Here is a 20,348-nt window from a genome sequence, read left to right on the forward strand (position 1 = left end):
ATTAGAAAGTTGCTTTAATTCCTGAATTGATCACACGTGCCTGTGGATAGTACTGGGCACTTGAATTGGTAGATTCAGGATCCCAGATCTTGATTTTATCGAACGTAAACAGGTTGAGCCCGTTGGCGTAGATTCTCAGGGCGGAAAGACCTATCTTTTTACAGATATCTACTGGCAATGTATAGCCAAGTTCCACATTCTTCACCCGGATATAGTTATTGTTACGGATCCAGTAAGTGTTGTTTCCTGCGATATTCAAATCGGTAAAATACGTCTGTCCACGATTAGAGAGCCGCGGATATTCACTACTTGGGTTGTCGATGGTCCACCTGTTGCGGTACGACCACTCGAGGAAGTTCCCGATATCACCGGATTCTGTAAGTCCTACGCTTTGTACACCACCTGTAGCAACCTGGATCAGGGCAGACAAGTCGAAGTTCTTGTACTGCAGGCTCAGGTTAAAGCCACCGGTAAACGTTGGAGTGTTGGTTCTGTCCAGTCTCACCTGGTCATCACCATTGATCTGTCCATCCCCGTTGATATCCTCAAACTTCATGTCTCCCGGCAAAAGCTTTCCTGTAAAGGCGCTGTAATTAATCGTATTAGCATTAATTTCTGCCTGATCCTTAAATACCCCTGCATACTTATATACGAGTCCGGTACCGGTTGGCATACCTGTAGAGCGCTGCCATTCCGGGGCACCCGGGGTTTCATCCCAGAAAATAATCTTGTTTTTGGCATAACCACCGTTTACACTCACGCTGTAGGTCATTTCTCCTACTTTGTCACTGTATCCCAGTTTAAACTCAAAACCCTTATTGTTCACCTTTCCCAGGTTTACCGGCGGCAGTTTATCTGTTATTCCGGAGCTGCCCGGAACAGAATTGGCGCGGCTGATGAGGATTTTTGTCCTTTTGTTTTCAAAATAATCAAACTCCAGGTTCAGTTTGCTGCCCAGGAAAGAGGCATCTAAACCGATGTTCGCATTGTTTGCAACCTCCCATCCAAACGCAAGATTGGGCACCCGGCTCTCACGCAGGGTTGGTGTCTGCTGATTGTTGGTTACATAGTTGCCAAACCCGATAGTGCTCAGGTACTGATACTCTGCCAGGGCATCTCCAAAATAGGCCTCTGCCCCCATTTGCCCCCATGATGCACGGATCTTCAGGTTATCTACAAACTTCACATTGTCTTTGAAGAAGCTCTCTTCAGAGATACGCCATCCCGCAGATACACCCGGGAAGAATCCAAAGCGTTTATCCTCCGGGAAAATATAGGAGCCGTCAGCCCGCCACAGAAATTCTGCAAGGTACTTTTCTTTGTAGTTATAACCCACTCTGCCAAAATAACTTAAGCGTGCTCTCTTGTAGAGATTATACGTGTCATTTGAAGGATTTGTGATGGTTTGCTCCTTATCACTTCCTGCAAGTAATTCCTGCAGAGCTGTAGAAAGAAAATATCTGCGAGAGGCGGCAAAAGCATCATTATCCACTGTTTCCCGTGTTACGCCTGCCATTAAGGCCAGGTTATGCTCGCCAATCTTTTTGTCGTAGTTGATCATTCCCATCAGGTTCACTGCCAGCTGGTCACCGGCAGTCTCAGATAAGCTGGCATCAGTACGCTGTGAGCGCACAGAGCCGGTAAGCACCGGTGTTACGCCATCGGCCTCGAACGACTTTTTATCCCAGTAATATAAAGTCCAGGGTGTTTGCCAGTTTTTCTGCCTGCCTGCGAATTTATCGATAGCAGCAGTTCCGGTAACCTTCAGGCCATCCACTCCCGGCACTCTGATCTCTATTTTACCGGTCGACTGAAAGTAGTCTCTCCTGTCCCTGTTGTATCCCGTAAGGTCAGTAGTAATCACGTAGGGGTTAAATCCATACTCAATATCCGGTCCCGGTAATCCATTGGGCCAAACCTCCGGTTCTGTCGGTTTTCCACGCATGAGCATCCTGAAGATATCTGCTGCCGCAACTGTCGGGTAGTTCCTTACCTCTTCACGGGCAGTAATCCCAAGGCTGGCAGTCACATACTTGCTCAGGTTAGTCTCCAGGTTTACACGCAGATCATACTGTTTGTAACCGGTGGCAGATTTCTCATAATATCCATCCTGATCAAGGTATCCCATGGAAATCAGGTATTTGATATTTTCTGCACCTCCGTTTATCTGCAGATTATGCCGCTGTTGTGGCGACCAGGTTTTTAGGGTCGTACCAAACCAGTCGGTATTGGGATAGCGCAAAGGATCAGATCCATCCCGCAGTTTCTGCAGTTCATCAGGGCGATAGGCCGGGCTGATGACATTACCATTGTCTGGGCGGGTATAAGCACCGGTATTTTTGAAAGTTTGCCAGGCGCTGTTCCATTGGTCAGTGGGTAAGTCGGCCCCAAAGATTTTTAGCTCATTCAGGATCTCCGCATATTGTGAAGAGCTCGACATCTTGGGCGTTCTCGTTGGCTGCTGCAGCCCATAGCTAAACTCATAGGATAACATGGGTTTGCCGGATTTCCCCTGTTTCGTAGTGATGAGTATGACCCCATTGGCAGCCCGCGATCCATAGATTGCCGCTGATGCATCTTTTAACACTGAAACGCTCTCCACATCATTGGGATTAATCCGGTCAAGTCCCCCGGCACGGTTGGGTACTCCGTCAATCACGATCAGTGCATTGTTATTTCCCAGAGAGTTCACCCCACGGATACGGATGGTAGATCCATCATAACCGGGCTCTCCGCTGCTCTGCATCGCCGTTACACCTGGTAGACGACCCGCCAGGGAATTGGATAAGTTAGCTGTAGGCGTTTTTGCCAGTTCCGTACCTTTTACAGCAGTAACTGCTCCGGATACTACAGCTTTTTTCTGTGTTCCATATCCCACCACAACAATTTCCGAGAGTGCCTGACTGTTTTCAACGAGTTTCACATTGATAGCCGTCTGTCCGTTCACAGGAATCTCCTGTGTAACATAGCCCATGAATGAAAAAACGAGTGTGCTGTTGTCAGGTACTTTGAGGCTGAATTTACCATTGGCATCGGTGCTGATGGCCATTGGAGCATTTTTCACCTTTACACTCACTCCTGGTAGTCCCTGCCCTTTGGCATCGGTAACGGTTCCGCGTACCACTACATCGGCAGCCATAGCAGTTTTCGGGCGGATGACTACAAGGCCATCTTCCAGTACCTGAAATTTCAGCTCAGTATCTTTAAGCAGAAATTCAAGCGCATCTGATACCAGTATCTCCCGGTTAACCAGTGTGATCATCTTATGATCTGGCAGGTCCTCCTCACTATAAAGCAGGCGAAAGGCCCCTTTACTCTCGAGGCTGGTCAATGCCTCACGGAGTTTAACCTGCCGGAACTCTACATTTACTTTTTTGAATTGAGAATAGCCTGCCGCAGAAACCTGCAGACAGCCTACAAACGACAAAGCGAAGATCCAGTTTAACATCAATAATAGCTTTTTTGTGGAAAATCGGATGCATAGGCTAGCATTGAACAATCCCTTTTTTTTCATAGATTTGGTCTTTTCAAAGTTTAGAAATCTGATAATGATAGTTTTAACTATCTTTTGAAGGTTGAAAGGGGAAGAATGTTGGTCGCATTCTCCCCTTTTTTAGTAAATGGTCAAGTCATGGGCGGTAAGTTTAAAGGTGAATGGTTTAATCAACTGCATCGCCGTTAAGGCTTCAGTAATATTTTCTTTGGTAAACACACCAGTAAATCTGTAGGAACTGGTGACAGCGGATTCCATATTAATTTTGATGTTAAACCAGCGTTCCATCCTGGGTTTCAACTCATGAAAGGACTCATTTTTAAATACCAGCCTGTTATCTTTCCAGGATGTTTCTTCAATGTATTCGGCATGGCCGATGGTTACCGGCCTGACATGGTTGATCAGTATCAGGTTTTTTTTTGCTCTTCTTAAGCCTTTACTATGGTGCTGGGGATCTTCAGAAAATTCAAATTTCTCTGAAGGACTTAAAATCACCTTCTGATCTGCATTCCCGTTCACATACATTTCGATCGAGCCACGCAGCAGTGTAGTTTTAGATGTCCGCTCTTCGGGATAAGCCTGCACATTAAAAGCGGTTCCGAGCACTTTCACAGAGATCTTCTCTGTACGCACAATAAAGGGCTTGCCCTCACGGTGTTTTACATCGAAAAAAGCTTCGCCTGACAAATATACCTTGCGGTTGCGGTGATGGTTGAAATTGGATTTGTAAGAGAGCTGGCTCCCGGCATTCAGCCAGACCAAAGTGCTGTCAGGCAGCATAAACTGTTTGCGTATCCCCTTGCCGGCAGCAATCTGAATAAGGGTATCTTCCTTCCTGCTGATATTCCACCAGGCAAAGCTGAGCAGAATGATCACCACAAGACCTGCAACAAGAGTAATGGAATTGATACTTCGCCGTTTAGAACCTGTAAAAGGCTCTTCCTCTTCCCGGTCGAAATCATGCTGATACTTGAGCTGGTGTAATAACCAGGCCTGATCCACATTGGGTAGATCCTCCGAACTGCCCCCTGCCGTCTCCCAGATCTCCTTCAGGATTTCCTCATAGTAAACCCCATCCGGATACTTTGAAATCAGTTCTTGCAACTGCTCCAGTTCCTCGGGCGTAGCTTCACCAGCCATTTTACGGGCTAATAATTCTATGATTCTATTGGTGTCCATTACATGCAGCAATAAAAGTTTATATTGGTTTTATGTATAGGACAAGATGTTCCGGAAAATTCCCTAGAACTATTTTAAAAAAAACACTTTAAACAGAAAGGTTTATCAAAAACCTGAGGAGGTTCACATCAGCTTAAACTCTTTTTTGAGAATTGATGTCAGTTTTTTTACGGCGATCACCAGATGGGCATCTACGGTTTTCACAGATATGTTCAGGATCTCCGCCGTTTCCCTGTAACTGAGCCCATCTTCCTTAATCAGTTTAAACACCAGTTTACAGCGGTTGGGCAGCGACTGGGTGGCGTTCTCCAGTTTCTGCCTGAGTTCTCCATTGATCAGTAATTGTTCCGGATTCAGCGTGTCCAGAACGATGTCCAGCTTCACATCGTCCAGCGACAGCAATTGCTGTCTGGAGCCTTTATTCAAAAGATTTAGTGATAAGTTTTTGGCAATGACAAAAGTATACACCCTGATATTTTGTATCTCCGTCAGTTTGCCGCGGTTTCGCCAGAGGGTGATCATCACATCATTTGCCGTCTCTTCTGCCAGTTCTCTTGACTTCAGTAAACAATAGCAAAACCTGTAAAGTGAAGGATATAATATCCCGAACAGTTGTCTGTAGGCATTCTCGCTACTGTACAAAGTGATATGGCTGATCAATTTAGCCAGGTCTGGCAGAGGTGTAGACATCGGTAAATATTTGGTATAATCAAATTTAACAATTTAACTACGACAACCTAATTTCTAATCAAATAAATAATCAACATATTATCCACAGCTCTTTTAGTTAATACGAATAGGATTAAACCCGGATCATTATGTTATCAGCTAATCATTATTTCATATTATCTGAAACCAATCTGAAATTCAGTTTGTTACATCTCAGACCAAATACATCTCCCTTTAACGCAAATTCATTTATATGAAAAATAGCAATCCTTATAACAGAAGAGCCTTTCTCCGCACATTTTCTTATGGCCTTGGTGCGATAACTCTTGCTCCGGCAATTGACACATTTGCTTTTGCGGCCGACCGCAAACTGGGCATTGCGCTTGTCGGACTTGGAGGTTATAGCTCCGGACAACTTGCTCCAGCTTTACAATCTACCAAAAACTGTTACCTCGCAGGCATTGTTACGGGTACACCTGCAAAAGCCAGCAGCTGGTCGGCACAATACAAAATACCTCAAAAAAATATCTATAACTATGAAAACTTTGACCAGATCATCCATAACTCGGATATAGATATTGTCTACATTGTACTGCCTGTTTCCATGCATAAGGAATTTACCATTCGTGCTGCCAAAGCAGGTAAACATGTGATCTGTGAAAAACCCATGGCACTCAATGCCGCCGAATGCCGGGAAATGATCGCCGCCTGCAAACAGGCAAACCGTATGCTCTCTATTGGCTACCGACTGCATTTTGAACCGCATCACATCGAGGTCATGCGCCTCGGCCAAAAGCAGATTTATGGAAAGCTGAAAAGCCTCGATGCCACCAATGGTTTTACCTGGGGAAATAATAAACCCACATGGCGCTTAAAGAAAGCGCTCTCAGGTGGCGGTGCGTTAATGGATATGGGAATTTATGCAATTCAGGCTTCAAGATACACAACGGGACTGGAACCCTTATTCGTAACCGCAAAAGAAAATCAAAAATCAAATCCCGAACTTTTTGCTGAGGTGGATGATACGATCCAATGGGAGCTGGAGTTTCCGGGAGGCCTGGTCAGTACAGGAAAATCGAGTTACAGTAATAACTGGAGTACACTCCAGGTGGAAGCCGAAAAGGGGCAGTTTGAACTATCGCCATCCTATGGGTATGGCGGTATCAATGGGAAAACTTCTGAGGGACTGATGAAAATCCCTAACATCAACCAGCAGGCAGCGCAGATGGATGATTTTGCACGGTGTATACTCGACAAAAAAGCGACGCGCGTGCCGGGAGAAGAAGGGTTGAAAGATATGAAGATTATTGATGCGATCTACAGAAGCATCGCTTCCGGGAAAAAAGAGGCTATACAGATCTAAAAAAATGCCTTCTGCCATTTGGATAGGCAGAAGGCATTTCAACTAATTGAGCTTAAGGACGTTATTTTTACGGTTTACGTCCGGCAGTTTATGCTCGGGATCCAGTTCAACAGATCTCACTTTTTTAGTGCTGGCAATTTTCAGCTCATATGTTTTATTGATCAGCCAGGTTTCTACAGGCAGCACCTGTTGGTATACAGATCCGTCAGTATACGTAACCACCAGCTTTACCGGCATCACCATCTTTTCCAGGTTGGCCAGTTTTACATGTACATATTTCTTGTCGTTCTTGGCACTGTACGTTACACCAAGTACCGACTGATCCAGCTTCCAGTTGTTGTAAAACCAACCTTTCCAGAACCAGGATAAATCCTCGCCGGCACCGTTCTCCATGGCATGGAAAAAATCGTAAGGTGTGGGATGCTTGTATGCCCAGTCGGCAATATATTGTTTAAAAGCATAGTCAAACCTCTCAGGCCCCAGAATCTGCTCTCTTAACAGGATCATACCAAATGCAGGTTTAAAATAGGCATAAGCATGTCTGTACTTTTCAGGTATAGCATCTGCAGCAGTCATGATCACGGGTGCCTCGGGGTCTGTAATAAAGGGAATCACCTCATCGGCAGGATTTCCCTGGTTTTCTGCATACTCACTGTCTCGTTTTGGTGCATATTCTCCCTTGTTAAAGGCGTCAGAGGCATATACATCTATAAAAGTATTAAAGCCTTCATCCATCCATGGATAGCGGCGTTCATCGGATCCAACAATCATCGGAAACCAGTTATGTCCAATCTCATGTGCCGTCACCCAGAAGAGTTCTTTTCCTTTATCATTGATCCCGTCGAAAAGTATTCCCGGGTACTCCATCCCTCCTGCTACTCCGGCCTCATTTACTGCTACCGGATATGGGTAAGGATACCACTTTTCAGAAAAGTGCTCGATAGATCCTTTCAGGTATTCTGTAGAGCGGCCCCATCTGTCATTGCCCGCACTTTCTATGGGGTAAACTGACATTGCCAGGGATTTTTTGCCATCCGGAAGGTTTATTCTTGCTGCATCCCAGATAAAGGCTTTAGATGCCCCAAAAGCTACATCACGGGTGTTCTTCATGATGAAATGCCAGGTGAGATTTCCTTTCTGAACAGGTCTGGATGCCGGATCCTTCAATTCTTCAGCCGTCCTGATCATGATGGTCTTGTCACTGTTTTTTGCGGCTTCCATCCGCTTGTTCTGCTGGGCTGTAAGTACTTCCTTAGGATTCTGCAGTTCGCCGGAACCAGCGACAATCATATCCCATGGAACGGTGATCTTATAATCAAAATCACCATATTCAAGATAGAATTCGCCGCTGCCTAAAAATGGAAGCGTGTCCCAGCCACGTGAATCATCATACACGCACATCCTTGGGTACCATTGTGCAATTTCAAAGATCTTCCCGTTTTTTGTAGAGGCAAAATCTGTACGGTTTCCAAAAGCGCCGGGGACGGTATAGGCGTATTCAATCAGTACATTGATCTTCGCGCCTCCCGCTGCCAGTGCTTCAGGCAAGCGGATCTGCATTCTGGTATCAGTGATGATGTAATCTGCCGCCTGTTTTTTTCCGTTGATCACCAGCTGTACAGATTTAAACTGATTGCCTTCCGTACTTTCTTCAAAGCTGTAACCAGCGCCTGTAAATTTGGAACGGGCATCTTTTTTATAGATCTGCTGATCGATCTGTAACCAGAGGGAGCTCAGCACATTCGGACTATTGTTGGTATAGGTGATGTTCTCAGTAGCTGTGAGGGTGTTCGCAAGAGTATCAATTGTGGCGCTGATCTGGTAATCGGCATGGTTCTGCCAGTACTTAGGTCCGGGTCTGCCTTCAGCAGTTCTGTATTCGTCACCCCTGTGGGTATAAAAGTTCGGAGAAAAAGTGCCTGCAGGCTGGTAATTTCCTGCTGCAGGTTTCACTTGTGCGTAAGCTGTAGAAAGCATGGCGCTACACAGCGTCATTAGAAAAAGGTTTGGCTTCATAATTTGAGTTCGGAAAGCGAAAGTACTGATGAATTTTCAAATGAAAAGACAAAAAATGCTAGATTTACCATTTTATATTCGAAATAAAAGCTGCAAGTTTGCGCGTAATGTTAAAATAAAACGAAATGAACCATAAAAAAGGATTTACGACCACGATACTACACTCAGACCGCCTGTTAAAACCAGAGTTCGGTGCTTTGCACCAGCCAATACACACTGCTGTAACTTGGGGATTTGAAGATGTTCAGGGATTAGTGAATGTATTCCAGAATAAAGCGAAAGGTTATGCCTACTCCCGCCAGGGAAATCCGACAGTAACTGCCCTGGAGCATAAAGTTACACAAATGGAAGATGGAATGGCTACTGTAGCGTTCTCTACGGGGATGGCGGCAATTTCCGCTACGATTCTTGCCCTGCTCAAAGCAGGAGACCACATCATTGCCAGTTCATATCTTTTTGGCAATACACGCAGCGTAATGCAGACCTATATGGATATGGGCCTGTCCATTACTTTTGTGGATGCTACCTCAGTTGAAGAAGTAAAGAATGCATACCAGGAAAATACCAGGATGGTATTTTTAGAGACTATTGCCAATCCGGCTACGCAAGTGGCAGCTTTGGGGCCTATTGGCGACTTCTGTGAAGAAAAAGAAATTATATACATGGTAGATAATACCATGACGTCACCATATATATTCCGTCCTGTGACGGTAAAAGCAAGTCTGGTGATCAACTCCCTCACCAAATATATTGGTGGTCATGCCGATGCACTGGGTGGTAGTGTTACAGATACAGGTTTATACAACTGGGTGAACTTCCCGAATATTGCCGAAGTACTGCGTCAGCAGATTCGTCCGGAAATGCTGGGCATCACACAGATCAGAAAGAGAGGATTGCGCGACGGAGGAGGAACTATAGCTCCCGAGGCTGCACATACGATTTCTGTAGGTTCAGAAACTATCGCCCTCAGACTCGACAGAGCCAGCTCCAATGCTTTGGCGCTTGCAGAATACCTGGAAGCACATCCGCTGGTAAGCAAGGTTTACTATCCCGGATTGAAAAGTCATCCGCAACATGAACTGGCTACCAGTTTGTTTAAAGGATATGGTGGACTGATGAGTTTCGCACTGAATGACGATGTTGATTGTTTTGCCTTTCTGAATAAATTGAAACTGGTCATTAAATCCAGCAACCTTGGAGATACCAGAACGCTGGCTATTCCTGTTGCTCATACTATATTTTTTGAGCTTGGGGCAGAAAGACGTTCAGAAATGGGTATCCCGGACTCAATGGTAAGGTTGTCGGTTGGCATTGAAGATCAGCAGGATATACTGCAAGATTTTAAACAGGCACTAGAGACAGTATAAAAAAAACATGTTAAGCCAGAAATTTTCTAAACCTTGACAAAAATTATATCTTAGTGGCTCCATAAGATATCTATGACAAGCTTTAATTCGGAGCAGGAACTTTTTAAGTCGCTGGTAGAGGCATCGCCTATACCTACCGCAGTTTATATAGGAAAAGATATCACCATTGTAGCTGCCAACCAAGGCATGCTTAAACTATGGGACAAAGACGCTTCCCTTATTGGTTTGCCAGTAAGGGAAGCCTTTCCGGCTGCATCTTTACAAAATCTTACCGCCAAACTGGAACAGGTCTCTCATTCCGGTATCAATTATCACCAGGAAAACGAGACAGTCGCCTTTATGATTGCCGGTTCTCCTGAGGGGCTCCACTTCAGTCACACGATCAATATCCTGAAGGATGCTGCAGGTAACCAGACAGGTATGATACAAACCCTGACTGATACTACTGAACTGGTTCTGGCCCGTCAGAAAATTGCCGATGCAGAAGCCGATTTGTCTTCCGCCCGCACAGAAGAAATGAAAATTAAAACTGAATTACAACGCCTGGGCAGGATGGTTGATATCAGCGAGGATTTCTGTAATTACTGTGATCTGGAGGGCAATACTATTTATCTGAATGCTGCCGGACTAAAGCTCATTGGCATGGATAAAAAGCGGATGAAGTCAAGTAATTTATTTCAATATCATTCTGCTACCTCCGTACAGACAATCAGGGATATTATCATGCCACAACTGCTGCGCACAGGGAAATGGTCAGGTAAATTGGAACTCACGCATCAGCAAACAGGAGAAGTCATTCCTATTCATAAACAATTCTTCATCATCCGCGAGGATATTACAGACAGGCCCATTGCAATAGCAGGCATTGCGCGCGACCTCCGGCCTGAAGTAAAAGCCGGTAAGGCTCTGGATTATAAAAATACGCAGCTTCAGATCGCCATCCGCGAACTGGAATTTCTGGCCAACTCTGTACCTGTAGTGGTGTGGACCAGCGACCCTCAGGGACAACTTGACTACATCAATCAACGCTGGTACGAGAAAAGTCCATTACCAGTGAAGAGGGCCCTGGGCAACGGATGGGCAGATACCATACATCCTGAAGATGAAAAGCGCGCCTGGGCCGCCTGGCGTGAATGCCTCAAAACAGGGATCCCCTACCAGATTGAATTTCGCCTGCTCGATAAATTTGGAGAATACCGCTGGTGGATGGTACGTGCCATTGCACTCAAGGACGACAATCAGCATATTATCAAATGGTATGGTTCAAACATTGACATTACCGAACAGAAAGAACTGGAAAAGCAAAAAGATAACTTTCTGGGCGTCGCCAGTCATGAACTAAAGACACCGGTAACGAGCATCAAAGCTTATGCTCAGGTGATGGAAATGATGTTCAGACGGGCTGGTGACACAAAGAATGCTGAACTGCTGGCAAAGATGGACAATCAGGTAAACAGACTGAGCAATCTGATTGGCGACCTGCTGGAGGTCACCAAAATCAATACAGGACGCCTTCAGCTCACATTGACAAAGTTCAGCTTTAACCAGATGGTTGAGGAAGTGATCGAAGAAGTACAGCGTACTGCGCTCAATCATGCTATCCATAAACAACTGGACTTCGACCGCGAAATTACGGGCGATAAGGAACGGATCTGTCAGGTGATCATCAACCTGCTCACCAATGCCATTAAATATTCTCCTGACAGCGACCATATCATTCTGTCTACCTCCGGTAATGAGCATCAGTTGCAACTCAGTGTACAGGATTTCGGAATCGGAATCAGGGCAGACCAGCAGCCCAGGGTATTTGAACAATTCTACCGTGTAAGTGGTTCCAGGGAACATACTTTCCCGGGTTTAGGCCTTGGTCTCTATATATCAGCAGAAATTATTAAACATTTAAACGGAAAGATCTGGGTTGACTCCGCTGAAGGAAAAGGCTCTACCTTCTGCTTTAGTCTGCCCCTGCTCAATCAACAATAAACATGGAAATGAAAAAAATATTCATCGCAGATGATGATGAAGCAATCGTAGATGCAACTTCAATGATGCTTGAAATGGCAGGTTACGAAGTACGCCACACATTAAATGGTGCAACTGTCCGTCAGGACATACAGGTAAGACCGGATCTGGTATTGCTGGATATATGGATGTCTGGCATCGATGGAAGAGATGTCTGCCGCAGTTTAAAGGCAGATCCGGAGACATTGGATATTCCGGTGCTGATGATTTCTGCCGGCCGTGAGATTATGGAATCGGCACTGGAAAGTGGAGCTGATGATTTTCTGGCAAAGCCATTTGATATGGATGACCTGCTGGAGAAAGTTGCGAAGTTAACCGCTAAATAAGACTGATCAGGCGTACCTGTTAATCACTTCATTCAACTCTTCAATATCAAAAGGCTTTCTGATAAAGCCGTCTGCACCTGCCTCAATAGAGAATTGCTCTACAGACATCAACGCAGATAATAGAATAACAGGAATTGTAGAGGTACGGGGATCGGCTTTCAGCATTTTACAGAGGTCGCTCCCCTTTTCATGACTAAGCCATTCATCAAGGAATATCAGGTCAGGCTGAATCGTTTCCAGATCTTTTAGGATTGAGCCATCCTGTGCTATGATCACTTCATAACCTTCATATTGCAAAACTACATTTAGCATCTCTCTGATCCCTTCATCATCCTCAACAACTAAAAGTTTTAAGCTCATATTTTAGAAAATTATTTATCTGGTGTTTGAACAACAGACGCTAAAGTTAAATATAAATAACACATTAAACCAATATAAAACATTTAGAATAACACCTATAGATTTAATAATTATGGGTTTATATTAGTACCTAATTGCGATCACACACCCAGTATTAAATTAGAAATATGGACAATACTTTTGGAAAGAATATCATTCCAGAGAATGAACATGAAAGAATAGCCGCACTAAAACGATATAAGATTCTTGGAAGTCCCGCTGAGAATGCGTTTGACCACGTAGCAAAGCTTGCCGCGAAGATCTTTGCTGTACCTATTGCACTCGTTTCAATGGTTGATACTGAAGAAGTGTTTTTTAAAGCCAATGTGGGGATGGGTAAAGTAAGAACCACGCCACGAGGAATCAGTCTCTGTTCACTGGCTGTGCTTGATCCCGAAGTTACCGTATTTGAAGATGCCAGGATCGAACCATGTCTGCTGGCAAATCCTTTGGTTGCCGGAGAATTTGGACTCCAGTTTTATGCCGGTGCACCTATCACTACACCTGATGGAATGCTCATCGGTACGTTATGTGTCGTTGATAAAAAGCCGAGGACATTCAGTACACAGGACCGCGCAATTCTCGCCAATCTGGCCAGTATCGTTATAGACGAGATGGAACTGCGTTTATCTGCGATCGAAGAAATGGAAAAGCAACAGCACCTGGCTGCCCTATCTTCTTTTAATGAACAGCGCCTGCGTGATATGGTCATGTCTGCACCTATTGGAATGACGATCATGAAAGGTCGCGACTTTATCGTGGAGATTGCGAATGCCCGGATGTTTGAGATATGGAACCGTACGGAAGAACAGGTGCTGGGAAAAGGTATTCTGGACGTTTTTCCCGAATTACTGGATCAGCCCTTTCCGGAAATGCTTACAGAGATTTTTGATACCGGAAAAACAATCTCAATGCCTGAAATTGAAGTTGCCATTGCCTCTGCTGCAGGACACAGAAATATCTATGTAGCTTTCCAGTATGCTCCTCTTTTCAATGCTGCAAATGAGGTCGACTCAGTCATGGCCACCGTAGCAGACATCACTGACCGCGTCATTGCGCGCAAACTGCTGGAAGAGAGTGAAGAGGAACTTCAGACACTCAATGAAGAGCTCCACGCAACCGTTGAGGAACTGGCAGCGGCAAATGAGGAGATGGTGACCACTAACGAAGAACTTACAGAAACCTATCAGAACCTGCAGCTGATCTCCCTTGAAATGGAACTCAGCGAACAGCGCTTCAGAAATATGATTGAGCAGTCGCCCGTTGCCATGCTGGTCTTACGGGGAGATGCTCTTATATTTGATGTGGTGAACGCCAATATGCTTCAGCTGATTGACCGTGATAAGGATATTATTGGAATGCCATTACTGAGCGGCATGCCTGAGATTGCAGGACAACCTATTTTTGACACCATTTACGAAGTATATCACACAGGCAAACCTTATTATGGCTTTGAAGTACCGGTTAAAATCCGGCGTGAAGGGAAAGAGCTCACAGGGTTCTTTAACGTCACCTATACGCCATTACTCGAAAACGGAATTATCACGGGCATTCTGCAGGTAGCTACTGAAGTAACAGAACAAATCAGAAGCAGGCAGGAACTACAGCGTGCAGAAGAAATGCTGCGTTTTTCAGTTGAGTCTGCACAAATTGGCACCTGGTTTATCGATCTGAAAAAAGCTGAATTTAATCCTTCAGCTACTATGAAACAGCTATTCGGATATAAGGCCGATCAGCCGATGAACTACGCCGCGATATTGGATAGGATTGATGACGAAAGCAAAGATGCCGTAATTGAGGCCGTTGACAAAACTGTCCATAAGGGAGACCCCCTCAATGTAGAATTTAAAGTCACAGGTTTAAACGATCAGAAAAGCCGCTGGTTGCGGGCTATCGGAAAACTTGATCAGGATCATGAGGGAGAATTGTTCCACTTCTCAGGAGTCATCCTTGAAATTACTGAGCAGAAGCAGGACGAGATCCGGAAGAATGATTTTATTGCAATGGTGAGCCATGAACTAAAAACACCACTGACGTCCTTAAAAGGATACATGCAACTGTTGGGTGTAAAGAACAGAAACAATGAAGACGGTTTCACCACCACGGCCATCAGCAAAGGAAATATACAAATTACTAAAATGACTGCCATGATCAACGGTTTTCTGAATGTATCGCGGCTGGAATCCGGAAAAATACTGCTGCAGAAGCAGGATTTCAAATTGAACCAGTTGCTGAAAGAAACCATCGAGGAAATAGATCTCATCAGCAGCGATCATGAATTTAAATTCTTTCCGGGTGAAGAAATCACGATTCACGCAGACCAGGAAAAGATTGGTCAGGTACTTAATAATTTCCTGACAAACGCTGTAAAATACTCTCCTCAGGGTAAGACGATAGAAATCACCAGCAAGGAAGTGGATGGATGGGTACAGGTAAGTGTGAAGGACGAAGGTATGGGTATCAGTGCCGGAGACGCTGCCAGACTGTTCGACAGGTTTTATAGGGTGAATAGTGCCAGCGCTCAAAACATATCAGGTTTTGGTATTGGTTTATACCTCTGCGCCGAGATTATCCATCGGCACAATGGTAAGATCTGGGTAGATAGTGAGCTCAACCAGGGTGCTGTTTTCCATTTCAGTCTGCCTCTGTCTCACACCTATTAGTGTAAAAACAAGAAATAAAATCTCTTTGTCAAATATTGGCACGTTTCCTGTATATGCTGGGTACCTATCTATGAAAAACTAAGGGGAGTATCCATGTGATGCTCCCTTTTTTTATTTTAAATAGCTTTCACCACTATCGGGGATTGCCTGCGCTCCCCGCTCAGCGTAATTTTATCATGATTAAAAAAATCGTATCATGGTAAATAAAATTGTGTCCACTCTCCTCTTCGTGCCTATATTTATATTCACATTATGTCTGTCCTCACAAGCTCAGAAAAAGTGGACAGCACCTGTTCTGGTGACAGAAATGAACGGAGGGAAAATTTATGTAAGCTATTGTACCAATCCCGGCGACAGTATCCATTACCGCATTCAATCAAAATGCAGCGGCTTGAAAAATATCTATACCTGTTTTGCATTCAAATATCTTGACAGTAACAGTATGGAACAAACCTATGTGGTCCGCGATATATCACTGGCAGGAACTTTCGACAAAAAGTACAGCGTTCCTGCAGAAAAGGGCTTTATAAAAATCAGCCAGCCCTATTTACCTGAAACCATCGTCGCCTATGTGAATGACGAATCTGAGCAGACAGATATCAGGAATAACTAAAATTAGCCTGTCCTGTGAATATTAAAACTGTCTGTTTTTCTTTACAAGAGCTTTGAAATTGCTTAGCTTTTTGATGGCGGGCAACACGTATGCATAAAAGTTATCCAAAACTGTTGAGTAGTTACCGGGCAGGCCAAATACAACCTGCTTGTCGGTCTCACCAAAATATAATGGCCTGCCTGGTTTCTGCCGTACTTTATTAAAAATCTGTCTGATGCCGGCATGCTCTGCCGCTCTGATCACAAAATCATAACAGCCAACGCTCATCCCGCAGGTCAATATCAGAACATCGTTGGCGCGCAGGGCTTCCTGCAAGACTGTCGTCATTCCTTCTACGGTATCCTGCGCATTGTAAAAGTTTATTCTCGTAATATTGTTTTGTTTCAGCGCAGCAGTAAGTGCATAGGAGTTTGATTCAAGTACCCTACCAAAAACTTCGGCCTTTCCCTGCGGACGCAGATCTTTCGCCGCTACAATGATTCCCACTGTAGGCTGCCTGAAAACCGGCACCTCAGTCAGGCCCAGGGCTGCCAGAAATCCGATAGAATCATCTGTAAGCTCCGATCCCCGGGTATAACATGTCAGGTGCTGATGCTGATAAACATCTGTGGCGAGCGTAGATCCTAATGCCATCGCTAGCGGAATGGGTTCAAACGGAACTTTCCTTGAATGCTCCAGTATGATTAATTTTGCTTCTTTGATTGAAATCATGACGTATCGAGATTGGTTAATCTTCTACTGACATAAATTTAAATCCCGGCGATCAATTAAATTTTCCCAATCGTCCAAAGGGCAGGATCAGTCGTTCAACAAAAGTTTTTAAGAGTTGTAAATTATTTGGAGCATGATTTGTTAGAATTGTTCAATTAAATGCTACAAAGACTCATTTCTTATCTCAAAACTCAAAAGTATGATTACGTCGGAAGATCAATTACAAAACTGGGTAGCAGATAAGTTCAGGGGACAATTTATCAAACGTACTTTGGAACCTTACATGAATCATCTCAACGCCGTAGCCAGCATGGCAAAGCAATCCACTGAACATGGCTATGAAATTGGCTTGTGTCACGATCTCCTGGAAGATACCGAAACTACGGCCAGAGAATTAATCGCCGCATTATTAAGCTTTGGCTATAGCCAGTTTTCAGCCAGCCTGATCAGTACCTGTGTGGTAGAACTGACTGATGTATTTACCAAAGCTGCCTATCCGAAGATGAAGAAGAAACTGCGAAAGAAGGTGGAGTCTTTACGATTGCTTACCATCAGCCCTGTGGCCCAAACGGTCAAGTACGCTGATTTAATTTATAATGCAGAATGGATCATCAAATACGACAGCAAACACGCACAAAAATATTTGCGTAAAAAAAAACGTTTACTGGCGGCCATGACAAAAGGTGATTCCTTTCTTCATGAGCAGGCAGTAAACGTGATGAAGACCGGCTTGCGGACTTATGCTATTTAATCAGATCTCGCGGTTGACGTCCCAGTTTTCAAGGTAATCAGCTACTTTTCTTACAAATGTGCCACCAAGCGCACCATTCACTACCCTGTGATCATAGGAAAGCGACAGGAACATCATATGACGGATGGCGATCACATCCCCGGTTTCAGTTTCCAATACTGCAGGCTTCTTTTTAATGGTCCCCACAGCAAGTATTGCCACCTGTGGTTGATTGATGATTGGCGTACCCATTACATTGCCAAAAGAACCGACGTTGGTGAGGGTAAAAGTACCACCCTGCGTTTCATCGGGCTTCAGTTTGGAACCTCTGGCACGAACAGCGAGGTCATTTACCGCTTTGGTCAGGCCAAGCAGATTCAGCTGGTCGGCATTTTTGATTACCGGCACAATAAGATTTCCACTCGGTAAAGCCGCCGCCATACCAATATTGATATCTTTTTTCTTAATGATGGTGTTTCCCTGAACGGAGACATTAATCATTGGAAAATCTTTAATCGCCTTTGAAACCGCTTCAATAAATATCGGTGTAAAGGTTATTTTTTCATTCTCTCTGCTTTCAAAATTCTTTTTAACACGCTCTCTCCACATGACCATATTGGTCACGTCGGCTTCTACAAATGAAGTCACGTGGGCAGAAGTCTGCTTGCTCATCACCATATGGTCAGAGATGAGTTTGCCCATACGGTCCATCTCAATAATCTCATCACTGCCGCTCATACTTGTTGTCGCCACAGGACTTGATTTTGGAGCAGAAGCCTGCGTTCCGTTTGCAGTTTCTGGCTGCTGTGCCGAACTCAATTTTTGAGCACCAGCAGAATAATTTGGAGGTGGCGGAGCAGTTACCGTTGCGTTAACTGTTTTTGCAGTTCCACGCTCCTGTATGTAATTCAGTAAATCATCTTTGGTTAACCTTCCTTCTGCACCAGTGCCGCTGATCTGATCGAGTTCAGCAGTACTGATATGTTCCTGGCTGGCTATATTTTTCACCAATGGCGAATAGAAACGATCCGAAGCTGTATACGGTTTTGATTCTGAGGTGATAGGAGCTGTTTCCTGAAGCTGATTCAGACCAGGGATTTCTGCGGCCGGCGCTACCTCTGCAGCTATTTCCGTTGCCGAAGCTTCCTGAGTTACCTGATTCTGTGTATCTGCAAAGGTTACCGTAGGCTTATAGGCTTCTGCCGGTGCTGGCTCACTCTCCGTAGCGGCAGGTTGAACACCTTCATCTTCGGTTTCAATAACTGCAATAACCGCCCCTACCGAAACGACCTCGTCTTCCTTAAAAAGTTGACTGATCAATTTCCCTGATACAGGCGAGGGAACTTCTGAATCCACCTTATCTGTAGCTATTTCTAACAATGTATCATCTAAAATGATCATGTCACCAGGTTGCTTTAACCACTTGATGACAGTTGCTTCCGCAACACTTTCGCCCATTTTAGGTAATAATAATTCGTATTGTGCCATTTAGTTTACAGTAAATTTGGAATTTCCTATTGCCTACAAAAGTAAGCTATTTAGACCTAAATTACATCTTCTTTGAGTAAATTCAGAACCATCGACAAGGCAGAGCTTGCAGAACGTTCAATATTCTGGATTCTTTTATTACCAAAGTTAAAGACCCTTGCAACCACTCTGCCACGGTTAGCAACTGCTATCCAGACGGTTCCAACAGGTTTATCCTCTTTACCACCATCAGGTCCGGCTATGCCACTTACCGCCACACTGTAATCCGTATTAAATCGTAAAATAGCACCTTTGGCCATCTCTGTCACCGTTTGCTCACTCACCGCACCATAAGAGTACAGCGTTTCAGGCAAAACTCCCAGCAAAGATTCCTTCAGCTCATAGGAATATGTGACCGCCCCGCCGGCAAATACGGCAGAACATCCCGGATGTTTGGTAATCAAATGTGAAATATAACCACCTGTGCAGCTTTCCGCAGTGGAGAGTGTCAGACCCTTTTCTTTCATGATATTCAGAATGGCCTGCTCCAATGCAATATCATCTTCAGCAACTACGTAAGGCTTCAGTCGCTCCACGATACGCCGTGCATAAACTTCAACGTCATCCTTCAGTTGCTGCTCATCAGGACCGCTGGTACTGAGTCTTAACCTCACCTGACCCAGCTTTGGCAGGTAAGCCAGTTTGATCGCCGGGGGTAAGCTGTCTTCGATATCCGCAATCTGCTGCGCGAGGAAAGATTCTCCGAGATTAGCGGTCAGAATAGTTTTGTGATAAATATAAGGTAATGAAAATGAACGCGTCAGTTTAGGGAGTACTTCATCCCCCATCATGTACATCATTTCAAAAGGAACTCCTGGCATAGAGACAATAATATGCTCCCCCTGCTCAAACCACATTCCAGGTGCTGTACCATTTTTATTCCTGATCACCGTGCAACCGTCAGGTACATCTGCCTGTCTGATATTCAGATCAATCATCGGGCGGTTATTGCGTTTAAAGATCGCCTCTACATCTTCGAGTACGCCTGCATCACGTCTCATTCCCATGTTGAAGAACTTCGCCAGGGTAATTTTTGTGATGTCATCCTTTGTGGGACCAAGGCCGCCGGTGATGATGATCACCTTTGCCCTTTTTTGCGCCAGCGTAAGCGCTTCTATAATATGTTCAGCATCATCTGAGACAGAGCTGATTTGTTTTACCCTGATGCCGATTGCGTTTAACTCTTTGGCCATCCAGGCAGAATTGGTATCTACAATCTGGCCGATCAATATTTCGTCGCCTATGGTAATGATCTCAGCTAACATAAATT

15 protein-coding genes are annotated in these 20,348 nt (G+C 44.6%); 7 read left to right on the forward strand and 8 right to left on the reverse strand.

The genetic code is table 11. The annotated features are described in order from the left end of the window. Position 1 precedes the first annotated feature (1 nt). The 3 genes from OQY15_RS00910 to OQY15_RS00920 all read right to left on the reverse strand — a co-directional run bounded on the left by OQY15_RS00910 (position 2) and on the right by OQY15_RS00920 (position 5,362). Complete coding sequence (locus tag OQY15_RS00910; protein ID WP_265786611.1) at positions 2-3,448, reverse strand: TonB-dependent receptor; 3,447 nt, start codon at positions 3,446-3,448, stop codon at positions 2-4. 165 nt (positions 3,449-3,613) lie between these two features. Then, positions 3,614-4,672, reverse strand: a complete 1,059-nt coding sequence (locus OQY15_RS00915; protein ID WP_265786612.1) for a FecR domain-containing protein — start codon at positions 4,670-4,672, stop codon at positions 3,614-3,616. Positions 4,673-4,795: 123 nt separating this feature from the next. Further along, the gene (locus tag OQY15_RS00920) at positions 4,796-5,362 is read right to left on the reverse strand and encodes a sigma-70 family RNA polymerase sigma factor (protein ID WP_265786614.1); all 567 of its coding nucleotides are present in this window, start codon (positions 5,360-5,362) and stop codon (positions 4,796-4,798) included. 232 nt (positions 5,363-5,594) lie between these two features. Here OQY15_RS00920 and OQY15_RS00925 point away from each other — a divergent pair, with 232 nt between their 5' ends. Beyond that, positions 5,595-6,704 (forward strand): Gfo/Idh/MocA family oxidoreductase, encoded by a 1,110-nt coding sequence (locus OQY15_RS00925; protein WP_265786616.1) that lies wholly within the window; start codon positions 5,595-5,597, stop codon positions 6,702-6,704. A gap of 42 nt (positions 6,705-6,746) precedes the next feature. Here the strand turns inward: OQY15_RS00925 and OQY15_RS00930 are convergent, their stop codons facing one another. Beyond that, positions 6,747-8,699 carry a M1 family metallopeptidase gene (locus OQY15_RS00930; RefSeq protein WP_265786618.1) on the reverse strand — a complete coding sequence of 651 codons (1,953 nt, stop codon included), beginning with the start codon at positions 8,697-8,699 and terminating at the stop codon, positions 6,747-6,749. 146 nt (positions 8,700-8,845) lie between these two features. Here OQY15_RS00930 and OQY15_RS00935 point away from each other — a divergent pair, with 146 nt between their 5' ends. From OQY15_RS00935 to OQY15_RS00945, 3 genes are all read left to right on the forward strand, one after another. Next, a complete protein-coding gene (locus OQY15_RS00935; protein ID WP_265786620.1) occupies positions 8,846-10,087 on the forward strand; it encodes a cystathionine gamma-synthase family protein in 1,242 nt (413 codons plus the stop codon). Positions 10,088-10,159: 72 nt separating this feature from the next. Continuing rightward, the gene (locus tag OQY15_RS00940) at positions 10,160-12,070 is read left to right on the forward strand and encodes an ATP-binding protein (RefSeq protein ID WP_265786622.1); all 1,911 of its coding nucleotides are present in this window, start codon (positions 10,160-10,162) and stop codon (positions 12,068-12,070) included. An 8-nt stretch (positions 12,071-12,078) separates the two neighbouring features. Continuing rightward, entirely contained in the window at positions 12,079-12,435 is a 357-nt protein-coding gene (locus tag OQY15_RS00945; RefSeq protein WP_265786624.1) for a response regulator, read from the forward strand. A gap of 6 nt (positions 12,436-12,441) precedes the next feature. Here OQY15_RS00945 and OQY15_RS00950 read toward each other — a convergent pair whose 3' ends face one another. Next, complete coding sequence (locus OQY15_RS00950) at positions 12,442-12,795, reverse strand: response regulator (protein ID WP_265786629.1); 354 nt, start codon at positions 12,793-12,795, stop codon at positions 12,442-12,444. Between the two features lie 167 nt (positions 12,796-12,962). On the opposite strand from OQY15_RS00950, the gene OQY15_RS00955 reads away from it, so the two are divergent. Together OQY15_RS00955 and OQY15_RS00960 are read left to right on the forward strand one after the other, a co-directional pair. Beyond that, positions 12,963-15,497 carry an ATP-binding protein gene (locus tag OQY15_RS00955; protein WP_265786633.1) on the forward strand — a complete coding sequence of 845 codons (2,535 nt, stop codon included), beginning with the start codon at positions 12,963-12,965 and terminating at the stop codon, positions 15,495-15,497. 196 nt (positions 15,498-15,693) lie between these two features. Next, positions 15,694-16,110: a hypothetical protein gene (locus OQY15_RS00960; protein ID WP_265786635.1), complete on the forward strand. Its 417-nt coding sequence runs from the start codon at positions 15,694-15,696 to the stop codon at positions 16,108-16,110. Between the two features lie 21 nt (positions 16,111-16,131). Here the strand turns inward: OQY15_RS00960 and OQY15_RS00965 are convergent, their stop codons facing one another. Continuing rightward, positions 16,132-16,821 (reverse strand): molybdopterin-binding protein, encoded by a 690-nt coding sequence (locus OQY15_RS00965; RefSeq protein WP_265786637.1) that lies wholly within the window; start codon positions 16,819-16,821, stop codon positions 16,132-16,134. A 199-nt stretch (positions 16,822-17,020) separates the two neighbouring features. On the opposite strand from OQY15_RS00965, the gene OQY15_RS00970 reads away from it, so the two are divergent. Continuing rightward, the gene (locus OQY15_RS00970; RefSeq protein WP_265786639.1) at positions 17,021-17,572 is read left to right on the forward strand and encodes a hypothetical protein; all 552 of its coding nucleotides are present in this window, start codon (positions 17,021-17,023) and stop codon (positions 17,570-17,572) included. Here OQY15_RS00970 and OQY15_RS00975 read toward each other — a convergent pair whose 3' ends face one another. Next, entirely contained in the window at positions 17,573-19,039 is a 1,467-nt protein-coding gene (locus tag OQY15_RS00975; protein ID WP_265786641.1) for a dihydrolipoamide acetyltransferase family protein, read from the reverse strand. Positions 19,040-19,095: 56 nt separating this feature from the next. Further along, positions 19,096-20,343 carry a competence/damage-inducible protein A gene (locus tag OQY15_RS00980; protein WP_265786643.1) on the reverse strand — a complete coding sequence of 416 codons (1,248 nt, stop codon included), beginning with the start codon at positions 20,341-20,343 and terminating at the stop codon, positions 19,096-19,098. Between the last annotated feature and the right edge of the window lie 5 nt (positions 20,344-20,348).

The organism is Pedobacter sp. MC2016-15, from assembly GCF_026239695.1.
Lineage (GTDB): Bacteria > Bacteroidota > Bacteroidia > Sphingobacteriales > Sphingobacteriaceae > Pedobacter.